The sequence below is a fragment of the uncultured Chryseobacterium sp. genome (assembly GCF_913776365.1).
Taxonomy (GTDB): Bacteria; Bacteroidota; Bacteroidia; order Flavobacteriales; family Weeksellaceae; genus Chryseobacterium.
The window spans coordinates 1-10,196 of sequence record NZ_CAJYMO010000157.1 but is presented as its reverse complement, the minus strand read 5'-3'; the positions used below and the strand labels follow the sequence as shown (position 1 = coordinate 10,196).

Annotated in this window: 13 protein-coding genes; 4 read left to right on the top strand and 9 right to left on the bottom strand. The window is 44.7% G+C overall.

The window, feature by feature from the left end; all coding sequences use genetic code 11:
- The 3 genes from QZ735_RS07875 to QZ735_RS07865 all read right to left on the bottom strand — a co-directional run.
- Positions 1 to 215, bottom strand: a 215-nt coding sequence (locus QZ735_RS07875; RefSeq protein WP_294246555.1) for an aldo/keto reductase, incomplete at its 3' end; no start/stop codon positions are given.
- Positions 216 to 379: 164 nt separating this feature from the next.
- Positions 380 to 1,195 carry an anti-sigma factor gene (locus QZ735_RS07870; protein ID WP_294246553.1) on the bottom strand — a complete coding sequence of 272 codons (816 nt, stop codon included), beginning with the start codon at positions 1,193 to 1,195 and terminating at the stop codon, positions 380 to 382.
- A gap of 1 nt (position 1,196) precedes the next feature.
- Positions 1,197 to 1,673 (bottom strand): sigma-70 family RNA polymerase sigma factor, encoded by a 477-nt coding sequence (locus tag QZ735_RS07865; RefSeq protein WP_294246559.1) that lies wholly within the window; start codon positions 1,671 to 1,673, stop codon positions 1,197 to 1,199.
- A 496-nt stretch (positions 1,674 to 2,169) separates the two neighbouring features.
- On the opposite strand from QZ735_RS07865, the gene QZ735_RS07860 reads away from it, so the two are divergent.
- The 4 genes from QZ735_RS07860 to QZ735_RS07845 all read left to right on the top strand — a co-directional run bounded on the left by QZ735_RS07860 (position 2,170) and on the right by QZ735_RS07845 (position 5,002).
- Positions 2,170 to 2,739, top strand: coding sequence for a fasciclin domain-containing protein (locus tag QZ735_RS07860; protein WP_294246549.1), 570 nt, complete (start codon positions 2,170 to 2,172; stop codon positions 2,737 to 2,739).
- Positions 2,740 to 2,826: 87 nt separating this feature from the next.
- Complete coding sequence (locus QZ735_RS07855; protein ID WP_294246546.1) at positions 2,827 to 3,534, top strand: ferritin-like domain-containing protein; 708 nt, start codon at positions 2,827 to 2,829, stop codon at positions 3,532 to 3,534.
- A 26-nt stretch (positions 3,535 to 3,560) separates the two neighbouring features.
- The gene (locus QZ735_RS07850) at positions 3,561 to 4,382 is read left to right on the top strand and encodes a ferritin-like domain-containing protein (protein ID WP_294246544.1); all 822 of its coding nucleotides are present in this window, start codon (positions 3,561 to 3,563) and stop codon (positions 4,380 to 4,382) included.
- A 458-nt stretch (positions 4,383 to 4,840) separates the two neighbouring features.
- On the top strand, positions 4,841 to 5,002 hold the full coding sequence (locus tag QZ735_RS07845; protein ID WP_294246542.1) for a hypothetical protein: 162 nt from the start codon (positions 4,841 to 4,843) through the stop codon (positions 5,000 to 5,002).
- Positions 5,003 to 5,131: 129 nt separating this feature from the next.
- On the opposite strand, the gene QZ735_RS07840 is transcribed toward QZ735_RS07845, so the two are convergent.
- The 6 genes from QZ735_RS07840 to QZ735_RS07815 all read right to left on the bottom strand — a co-directional run.
- A complete protein-coding gene (locus tag QZ735_RS07840) occupies positions 5,132 to 5,839 on the bottom strand; it encodes a DUF421 domain-containing protein (protein WP_294246539.1) in 708 nt (235 codons plus the stop codon).
- Positions 5,840 to 5,886: 47 nt separating this feature from the next.
- A complete protein-coding gene (locus QZ735_RS07835; protein ID WP_294246537.1) occupies positions 5,887 to 6,426 on the bottom strand; it encodes a GNAT family protein in 540 nt (179 codons plus the stop codon).
- Positions 6,427 to 6,618: 192 nt separating this feature from the next.
- A complete protein-coding gene (bioA, locus tag QZ735_RS07830; protein ID WP_294246534.1) occupies positions 6,619 to 7,887 on the bottom strand; it encodes an adenosylmethionine--8-amino-7-oxononanoate transaminase in 1,269 nt (422 codons plus the stop codon).
- Positions 7,888 to 7,898: 11 nt separating this feature from the next.
- Positions 7,899 to 8,915 (bottom strand): biotin synthase BioB, encoded by a 1,017-nt coding sequence (gene bioB, locus QZ735_RS07825; RefSeq protein ID WP_294246531.1) that lies wholly within the window; start codon positions 8,913 to 8,915, stop codon positions 7,899 to 7,901.
- The gene (gene bioD / locus QZ735_RS07820; protein ID WP_294246528.1) at positions 8,912 to 9,562 is read right to left on the bottom strand and encodes a dethiobiotin synthase; all 651 of its coding nucleotides are present in this window, start codon (positions 9,560 to 9,562) and stop codon (positions 8,912 to 8,914) included. The genes bioB and bioD overlap by 4 nt, the downstream gene beginning before the upstream one ends.
- Position 9,563: 1 nt before the next feature.
- A partial coding sequence (locus tag QZ735_RS07815) for an aminotransferase class I/II-fold pyridoxal phosphate-dependent enzyme (RefSeq protein ID WP_294246525.1) occupies positions 9,564 to 10,196 on the bottom strand: 633 nt, incomplete at its 5' end.

Here is a 10,196-nt window from a genome sequence, read left to right as displayed (position 1 = left end):
ATCCATTTTCCGATGATTTCCTCGGACTGTCCGCCTTTGCCGTTTACCCACCACGAATAAGTATCGGCCGTATCAATGAAATTAAATCCTTCCCCTGCGAAACGGTCCAGTATGTCAAAAGACTGTTGCTCGTCAAGTGTCCACCCAAATACATTTCCCCCGAAATTTACCGGTGCTACCGAAAGATCCGTGTTCTTAATTTTCCTTCTTTCCATATTATTTTGGTATTGATCATCCTAAAGGTACGGATTTTAACGGAGATGTAAAACCCCGGCAGATGGAAACCTTACCAGTTTTGACACCGGTAAGCAGGTTTCATATAATAAAAAAACCAGCCTTAAGGGCTGGTTCTGTATGTTGTGCATGATGTAAATGAGTCTTATATTTCACCCATTACAAACATGTTCTCCATCGTAGGAACAGGGCTTCCGCCTTTCTTTTCAAGGGTAATGGCAAATGCCTGTGCCTTGGGAATATTAGCGAGGGCAATCTTACTGTCTTTTTCTTCGGTATACATTCCGGCATTCACGGGTTTGCCGTCGGCAATCGCCCAAAGCTGGTACTGCATACCTTCGGGTACCTGCGGCAGGGTTTCGGCATTCAGATAGACTTCCTTAGTTTTGGTATCCCAGAACACCATAGCCTGCGAGCTGGTATGTTTTTCCACCCCTTTCAGCCTCACCATCTTCATATCCGGGTTGGTGACCATCGCAAGCCGTTGATTCATCTTCTGCATGGCAAAATCCTGAGATTGCTTTGCGGTCTCCATTTTTGCCATCTCCCGGTTCATCTCCGCATGGTCGTTCATCCAGAAAATATTACCGGCTATACTGATCAGGAAAAGCACGGAGGCTGCAATGGCATAGGCCTTCCAGTTCCCTGTCCTCTGAATCCTGATTTCCTCCTGTGGCTGTGCAGCGGGAATATCCGCAGAAAATACAGCTTCCGGCGCTACGGTACCGGCAGGCTGTTCCTGCTGCAGCCTTTCCCAGATCTTTGATTTCAGATCGGCAGGCGGTGCTACAGCCTGTGCAGTCGCCAGGTCCTCCAGCGTCTTCTGTGCTTCTTCAAAAGCAGCCTTTACTTCAGCATTATTCTTCATCACACACTCCAAAATCCCTGCTTCGTCGGGAGAAGCAAGACCTAGAATATAAGATTCTATAACTCCGGATGATATGTATTCTTTAGTGTTCAAATTATTGATAGTCTTTTAGCAAATCCTTTAATTTCATCAGCGCATTCCGCATCTTGGTTTTTACTGTTCCCAGTGGGATTTTCAGTTTTTCAGATATCTCACTTTGGGTATATCCCTGATAATAGGCCAGGTCGATAAGTTCCTTCTTGTCCATGTCCAGACTTTCAAGCACCTTGTCAAACCCTATGAAATCAGAGGAATGGCTTTCTGTTGAAAGTTCTGCAGAGTTATATACGAAATCCGGAAGAGATTGGTTTTTAAGTTCGTTCTGGAAACTTTTGGATTTCAGATAATCAATAGCCGTATTCCGGGCAATATTAATCATCCAGGTGTAGAATCTGCCCTTTGAGGCATCATACTGGCCGATGGAATTCCATATCTTGACGAAGACATCCTGAATAATTTCTTCCGTATAATCTTTAGACTGAACAATCCGGAGAATGACACCATAAAGCGCACCTGAGTAATGGTCATACAGATGATGAAAACCATTTTCGTTTTTGTTTTGTAGTAAAACGATGAGTTGCTCTTCCGAATAGTTTGTTTTAATAACGAATTATTTTCTGCTCAAATATAGCAAAAATAAAATAACCTGTCAATATTCTTAACACATCAAAACATAAAAACAGGCATGTGGCAGTAAATATGAACATTTTAACAGTATATCCTATACAGACGACAATGTTCATTATTCGTGCAAAAAAAATTCAGTATCAGCATGGTCAAAATTTAAATTTATAACTAAAAATTAATCAAATGTTTAATTTTTTAATTAAATGAGGGAATATAAATTAAAATTTTTCATAATGATATGGCAGCATGATCAATTATTTTAAAAATTAATATGCTGATTCACAGAAGTTTGTGATTTTTACTGAAATATTTTTGAAAATTTTAAATCTGAAGCACAACCGGTCTCGTAAATGCCTATAACAACACAACTCAATTCAATTAATTTTTAAAAAAATCAGGAAATGAATACAAGATCAAAAATCGCAGTTTTAGGAATGGTTGCCTTATCTTTCGCTTTCAGCGGAAACATGACGGCCCAGATGACAAAAGAGAAAACGGTAATGGTAGGCGGCGCCGCTATGTACCCTTCCAAGAACATTGTAGAAAATGCAGTAAACTCCAAAGACCATACAACACTGGTAGCAGCAGTAAAAGCAGCCGGCCTGGTGGAAACATTGCAGGGAGCAGGACCTTTCACCGTACTGGCCCCTACCAATGCAGCTTTCAACAAACTTCCGAAAGGCACTGTTGACAATCTGGTAAAACCGGAAAATAAAGAAATGCTTACCAAAATTTTAACCTACCACGTGCTTCCGGGAAAATACAATGCCAGCCAGATCTGGGCAGCGGTAAAAGCCGGAAACGGTAAAGCCATGATGAAAACGGTGGAAGGCGAAGAGCTTACTTTCTGGACAAAAGGAAAAAATCTTTACGTAAAAGATGCTAAAGGAAATGATGCTAAAGTTACAATAGCTGATGTGAATCAGTCTAATGGGGTCATTCACGTTATAGACACGGTATTAATGCCGTAATGGTTTGTTAGTTGTTAAACAGCATAAATCCTTTATGCTGTTTTTTCTCTATTCTTAATTAAAGTGAACACTTAAACAGATAATATTATGAAAAAAACAATTCAAGTTTCAAATCAGGGAGCAACTCTTGATACCAACAGAAGAAACTTTCTGAAACTGAGTGGCGTAGGGCTGGCTATGGCCGGATTAACCCTGATCGGTTGTGATGACAACGATTTCGATTATGTGGACAATAACGTTTTTGACCTTGGGAAGGGTGACGTAGGCGTACTGAATTATGCATACGCCCTTGAACAGCTGGAAGCGGATTTTTATACGAAAGTGGTGAATAATTTTTATTCCGGTATTTCAAATGCCGAAAAACAGATCTTTACGGATCTCTATCATCATGAAGTAATTCACAGGGATTTTTTCAAGGCCGCTATCGGCGGAGCAACATCCAATGTATTGCCAACCCTTGAGTTTCAGTATCCCGGTGTGGATTTCAACAGCCGTACTTCCGTACTTGCCACTGCCAAAGCACTGGAAGATACTGGTGTAGCGGCCTATAACGGGGCCGGAAGGTACATTACCAACGCCACGTACCTGGTTATTGCAGGAAAAATTGTTTCCGTAGAAGCCAGGCACGCCGCTGCGATCAGAGACCTGATCAATCCTGGAACGGCTGCTTTTTCCGGTGATGACATTATCAATGCCAATGGTCTTGACCTGGCAAAAACGCCTAAGGAAGTCGTAACGGCAGCAGGAGGATTCTTTAAAACTCCGTTTACCTGGAAAGAACAGGGCATCGGTTAATTATTCACTTCACAAAAAATTACATTATGAACATTCTAAAACTACTGGACAGACTTTCTGACGATAAATTTTTCACTACGGAAGCATCAAGATTAGAAACCCTTACCCAAATTTCCTCATTCGGTAAAAAAGCGGCCATTGCTGCGGCACCGCTGGGTTTGGGAGCATTAATGACCAATTCTGTGAAAGCACAGAAAACAGTGAGTACCGCATCCACGGGAATCGCTGCCAAAAGTGCATTGACTGATGCTTTACAGCTTGCCCTTACCCTGGAATACCTGGAAGATGATTATTATGCCAAAGGATTAGCGACTGCCGGTCTGATACCAAGTTCAGACAAAGTGGTTTTCCAGCAGATCTCAAAACACGAGGCTGCGCACGTGGCATTCCTAAAAGCAGCACTCACTTCCCTTGGGGAAGCTCCGGCAGCTAAACCGAATTTTAATTATACGGTAGGTGGTGCATTTTCACCATTTACGGATTACAGCCAGTTCCTTACCCTGGCACAGGCTTTTGAAGATACCGGTGTAAGAGCGTATAAAGGCCAGGCCGGAAATGTAATGGCCAATAAGGACATCCTTCAGGCAGCTTTACAAATTCATTCCGTAGAGGCCAGACATGCCTCACAGGTGAGAAGGCTTCGTGCAAATAAAGGTTGGATTGAAGGCGCAGACGGTGGAAATATCCCGGCGTCGGTAAACAGTAAGGTATATGTAGGAGAAGATCTTACCAACCAGGCCGGATTCAATACGGCAGCAGCCTTCGGAGCCGCGGCAGGTTCCGCGGCATATGACGAAATTTTAACTGGAGATGCTGCAAAGGCAATTGCACAAATGTTTATTGTCTAGCAAAATTTCTTAATGTTAGGTGTGTTCCTTCCCTCTCCGGGAAGGAATTTTTTTTAAACAGGATGGGAAAATCAGGAACCGTGAAGAATTGTTAAAAGCGTTCAGGCTTTTGGTTCATCAGCACTGATGCTGTCACGGCAGGTTGTGAATGCGTTTGGTTTTTGCCCGGATTTTTAAAAGTACTTTTATAACAATATAAAAAGCTTCCCCATTACAGGAGAAGCTTTCACCTTTTTTAAAATTGAATCTGAGTGTATTATGCTCTTTTCAAAAGTATGAGAATTTTTAATTTTGCCTTTATGATCCTGCTCAACATGAGACAAATAACCGGACAGTGCGAATACGGGTTATATAACCTGCGTCAGGTTTAAATTTCCGGAAACAGCATATTCATTACCGGCCTCCATTATTTCTAAGCCCTGCTATGAAGTTGGTGTATAATTTGATGGTATATGGGTATGAAAACAAAACAGAATGGCGCGATTGCATTTCTGGAAAGGAATCATCCGAAAAAAATAAAGGGAATTATTGCCGGTATCTTTGCAGGTACCGTTCTCGTATTGGTCGCTGTGGGAATTTCCACTACTTCCCGTGATCTCAATGCGGGTTTATCAGAATAACGATAGATTTTATAAATAAATGTTATGCTATGCTTAATAGTATAGATAAATCAGTATATTTGTTTATCGAAATAATTTTTTTTCATCATTTGTGTTTTTTTAGGCTCCTCCTTTGGAGCCTTTTATTTTTCAGGTTATTCTCTTCTTTCCGCAGGCCTTTACCCAGTTTTCTCTCCGGCATTTGTCACATTTCCCTGCATTGCCGCTTTCTTTCTCTTCAGTATGTCCACAAAAAGTACAGGAATAATGTCCCTTTATGCTAATGGTCTTCAGGGGATTTTCCAGAGAGCCCGGCATGATGGGAAGGCCGTATTTTACCTCATCATCTTCTGCGAAAAATACACTGATGTCTCCGGAAACCTCTTCTATCGCTCTGTCAATCTGTCCAAGCTGAGAAATTCCCTGCAGCCTCAGTTCGGCAAAAAATTCATCACTCCCGAGATTTTCCTTTTTAAAATTCTCAATAGAGAATTCTCCTTTCTCAATCAGGCAGATCGGTTTACCTTCCAGCAGGTTTTCAAAGAATTTATTGTTTCCGATAAGATAAGTGACTCCCGAGTACAGCATTATGATCACCGCAAATACAATGATGGACGAGAGAATGCCGACTTCCTTGTAAAACATCGGGTCTCCGGCAGCAGATCCCAGACCGATAATCACCACCAGCTCAAAGAGCGAAAGCTGTTTTACACCTCTTTTGCCCAGGATTCTGAGGCCCAGAATGATGGTGATGAACATGATAACGGTACGGAGAATAATCTCAAGAAGAAAAGGCCATTCTTCCTGGCCCATGAAAAGTTCCTTCCAGTCCAGCTGCAGGAATAATACGGATTCCATATTGATTGTTTAGGTTGCAAAGGTTCAAAAAACAAGCCAAGTGAACGTTATTGTCCGGTTTCCCATTCGTCTTTGAGAAGGGCAAAGATCACATCATCTGCCCATTCGTTTTTCCAGAAAAGGCTTTTTATAAAATGGCCCTCTTTTCTGAACCCTACGCGTTCCATAAGTTTCATGGAAGCGGTGTTTCTGGGGTCAACCGATGCGGTAATTCTGTGTTTGCCGAATTCCTGAAACAAATACCCGATGATCCCTTTCAGCGCTTCTGAAGCATATCCTTTGTGATGGTATTCTTTACTGACTGTAATTCCGAGCTCTGCCTGCTGCCCGTCGGATCCGATAAAATGAACGCCGATATCACCAATCACGCTGCCGCTATCTTTTTCTGCTATCAGAAGCTGGAACCACGTTCCGGGAACATTAAAGTCTTTTATATGGTTTTTAATAAATTCTTCCACCTCTCCGGAAGTTTCCGGAATCCAGCTTTGAAACCTGTTAGTATCCGCATCCGACAGGTACCGGAATATGGCTTCCCTGTCTTCAGGCGTCATTTTCCTGAGTATCAATCTTTCTGTATAAACTTTCATACTTCATTTTTAATCCGCAAAAGTAAGAAACTATTTTCATTACCTGTTTTCCTTTTTGTAAGACCTCTTCCGGATCCGGCAGGTTTCCCGTACAAAATATTATGATGAATAGCATAAGAACAGCCGGTGAATAGAGATAGAAAGCATCTGATTAACGGATACCTTCCAATTAACCACCGATCAGTCATTGCTTTATTTTACCAGATCCATCACTTCGATGATCTGGCGGTAAAGGAACTCAAGCTCCTGTTCCGTAATACAGTAGGGCGGCACCAGGTAAAGGACATTTCCCAGCGGACGCATGATAACACCCCGTTTCAGGAATTCGTTATAGACGTCCTTTCCGGAATCATTAAAGTAGGAAGTCTGTTCATCACTTCTGATGTTCCATGCAAGGATGGTTCCCGTCTGTCTTACACGATCAGCTTTCGGATGTTGCTTCAGGATGTCTGTAAATGTGGAGTGTTTCCGGCAGATCATACGGATCCTTTCAGAGGTTTCTTCTGCCAGCAGCAGTTCCATACTGGCTAAGGCAGCGGTACAGGCCAGCGGATTTGCCGTAAATGAATGTCCGTGAAATAAGGTTTTGTAAGGATCATCCGATAAAAAAGCATTAAAGATTTCATCGGAACAGGTAGTAATCCCCATAGGCATCGTTCCGCCGGTCAGTCCTTTGGAAAAGCACATGATGTCCGGTTGTTCCGTGAGATAATCTGCCGCAAACAGCGCTCCTGTTCTGCCGAATCCTGTAAATACCTCATCCTGAATCATCACTATTCCGTGTTCCCGGCAGTACTTCATCAGCTCCGAAAGATCTTCCGGACGATGCATAAGCATGCCGGCAGCTCCCTGTACCAGAGGTTCGTAGATAAAGCAGGCGATTTCGTCCTGATGATCTGCAACAAAGCGCTTCAGCCCGTCAAGATTTTCCGGGACCGGCGGATCTAGAAAAATGACATCAAAAAGCATTTCTCCGAAAGGTTCGGTCCAGGCGCTTCTTCCGCTCACTGACATCGCCCCGAAAGTATCGCCGTGATATGCTCCCCGGAAAGCCAGGATTTTTGTTTTGCTCCTGCCTTGCTGGAAAGCTTTCTGAATGCACATTTTTAAAGCCACTTCCACGGCAGTAGAACCGTTATCGGAATAAAATACCTTCCTCTGCAGCTCCGGCAGCAGTTTCAGTAGATTTTCGGAAAGCTGCACGGCCGGTTCATGGGTAAATCCCGCGAAGATGACCTGCTCCAGGGTGTTCAGCTGTTCGGAGACCCGTGCAGCGATGTACGGATGGGCATGGCCGTGCAGGGTAACCCACCATGATGACACTGCATCAATATAGGACTTTCCGGTTTCATCGAAAAGGTAGATTCCTTTTCCGCTGGTAATGGCGATGGCACCGGCAGCAGTTTTCATCTGGGTGTAAGGATGCCAGTTGACAGCCCGGTCGCGTTGCTGTAAATTCATAGATGATGCTATTATGGAAATGATATCAGGTTATGATTCTTCTGACAGGTTTCTTTTCCGGTCTCCTTCTTCATAGGCTTCAGCCCCAGGGTTTCCAGCAGCTGCAGATCTTCTGACACCCCGGGATTGGGAGTAACCAGCAGGGTTTCGCGTTCACCGGTAAAGATAGAATTGGCACCGGCCATAAAGCACCAACCCTGCTCAAAGCCAGTCATTTCAATTCTTCCGGCACTCAGGCGTACCATGGAAGCGGGCATGATGATGCGTGCGGTGGCAATCATCCGGACCATTTCCCAGGTATCGGTTTTTTGATGATCCTGAAGCGGAGTTCCCTCTACCCTTGCCAGTGCATTGACGGGGACGGATTCGGGATGCTTCGGCATGGTAGCCAGGGTCAGCAGCATGGAAATCCGGTCCTGATGGGTTTCCCCAAGACCGATGATCCCACCCGAGCACACCGTGATCCCTGCTTTCCTGACATGGTTGATGGTATTGATCCGGTTATCAAAAGTGCGGGTGGAAATAATTTCTTTGTAATACTGTTCGGAGGTATCCAGATTGTGATTGTAGGCATATAATCCTGCGGCTTGGAGCCGTTCTGCCTGCTCTTCAGTAAGCATGCCCAGGGTGCAGCAGACTTCCAATCCCAGTTCATTTACCCCTTTCACCATCTCAATAACCCGGTCAAAATCGCGGTTATCCCGGACTTCCCGCCATGCTGCTGCCATGCAGAACCTGGAGGAGCCTGCTTCTCTGGCCTTCCGGGCATGCTCGATTACTTTTTCGGTCGGGAGCAATGCCTGTACCTTGATGTTGGTGTGGTACCGGGCAGCCTGGCCGCAGTAGGAACAGTCTTCCGGACAGCCGCCGGTCTTGATCGAAAGGAGGGTCGACAGCTGGATCTCTGCCGGGTCATGCCATTCGCGGTGAACGGTTGCCGCTTTGTAAATAAGTTTCATCAGCGGAAGGTGGTAAATTTCTTCGACTTCCTCTTGGGTCCAGTCGTGTCTTAAAGTTTGGGTTTTCATTGTATCAGCGTTAATCGGTGGGTTATGCATTCTATGTTTTCTTTTGTTATATTTTCAATTTCCGGAATTCTGATGATATGGGTATCCGCTGCCGCAGCATTACAGATGATCCGCTCCGTATCCGGCGGGAAGCTGCCGTTAAGAATCAGGTAGCTGAGCTGAAGATTTTTTTGCTTTAAAGCCATTACGGAAAGCAGGGTGTGATTGATACAGCCCAGGTAATTTCTGACGACGAGTGCTACCGGAATATCCAGCTTTTCGATCAGGTCAATCATAAATGTATCTTCATTTAACGGAACCATCAGTCCGCCGGCCCCTTCAATAATGAGGTGATGGTCCGTCTGAGGAATAATAAACCGTTCAAGGTCTATGATGGTCTTTTCTTCTTTTGCAGACTGGTGCGGGGAAGCTGCCAGCCGAAACCGGTAGGTCTCCGGATGGCAAAACGGGTTTCCTGCAGTCCATTGTCTGATCTTCATGCTGTCGGATTCATCAAGGTCGCCGGACTGGATGGGTTTCCAGTAATCTGCCCTGAAATAAGCAGTGAGTACTGCAGAGCAGACCGTCTTCCCTACGCCGGTGCCTATGCCGGTTACAAACAGCGTTAATTTATCCTTTTGTCGTATTGTCAGTGATGGGGGGTTCATTTCAGTCAATAAATTTTTTAATTAAGGCAGTCAGTTCAAGGATTTCTTTTTCCGTATTGAAGCTGTGCAGGCAGATCCTGAGGCGTTCGGTTCCTTCTCTGACGGCCGGGCTGAATACGGCATACGTCAGGAATCCATGTTCTTCCAGATTGTTTTTTACCATGTTTAATTTCCGGCGGTCCGGGATAAGGACGGCCTGTACCGGACTCTTTTCCGAAGACGGACCCGGCAGGTGCTGTGCCCTGAAAACAGAAATGTTTTCCCGGAGCTGTACCTGCAGCCGGGCATTTGTTTCCAGGTAGCGGTACCCTTCCCGGATGCTCATCCAGAGAAAATCATGGGCTGCAGTGGTGTAAATGAAAGGTGATGCAAAATTAACCAGATAGGAGGAGATCAGTTCATTCGTCAGTAGGGCTGCACCGTGCGTTCCCAATGCTTTTCCATAGGTAACAACGGTGGCCAGTACTTTGTGCTGCAGATGATGTTGGCTGACCAGGCCATAGCCGAAGACCCCGAACGCATGTGCTTCATCAACAATCAGTTCCGCATGGTATTTTTCTGCCAGCCCTGCAAGTTCCGGAAGAGGTGCCAGGTCCCCGTCCATGGAATACAGGCTTTCGGCAGCAATGTAGCA

What these genes read in the sequence shown, in the direction of transcription:
- QZ735_RS07860 (WP_294246549.1), top strand. Translation starts at nt 2,170, where the DNA reads ATGAATACAAGATCAAAAATCGCAGTTTTAGGAATGGTTGCCTTATCT.
- QZ735_RS07855 (WP_294246546.1), top strand. Translation starts at nt 2,827, where the DNA reads ATGAAAAAAACAATTCAAGTTTCAAATCAGGGAGCAACTCTTGATACC.
- QZ735_RS07850 (WP_294246544.1), top strand. Translation starts at nt 3,561, where the DNA reads ATGAACATTCTAAAACTACTGGACAGACTTTCTGACGATAAATTTTTC.
- QZ735_RS07845 (WP_294246542.1), top strand. Translation starts at nt 4,841, where the DNA reads ATGAAAACAAAACAGAATGGCGCGATTGCATTTCTGGAAAGGAATCAT.
- QZ735_RS07840 (WP_294246539.1), bottom strand. Translation starts at nt 5,839, where the DNA reads ATGGAATCCGTATTATTCCTGCAGCTGGACTGGAAGGAACTTTTCATG.
- QZ735_RS07835 (WP_294246537.1), bottom strand. Translation starts at nt 6,426, where the DNA reads ATGAAAGTTTATACAGAAAGATTGATACTCAGGAAAATGACGCCTGAA.
- bioA (WP_294246534.1), bottom strand. Translation starts at nt 7,887, where the DNA reads ATGAATTTACAGCAACGCGACCGGGCTGTCAACTGGCATCCTTACACC.
- bioB (WP_294246531.1), bottom strand. Translation starts at nt 8,915, where the DNA reads ATGAAAACCCAAACTTTAAGACACGACTGGACCCAAGAGGAAGTCGAA.
- bioD (WP_294246528.1), bottom strand. Translation starts at nt 9,562, where the DNA reads ATGAACCCCCCATCACTGACAATACGACAAAAGGATAAATTAACGCTG.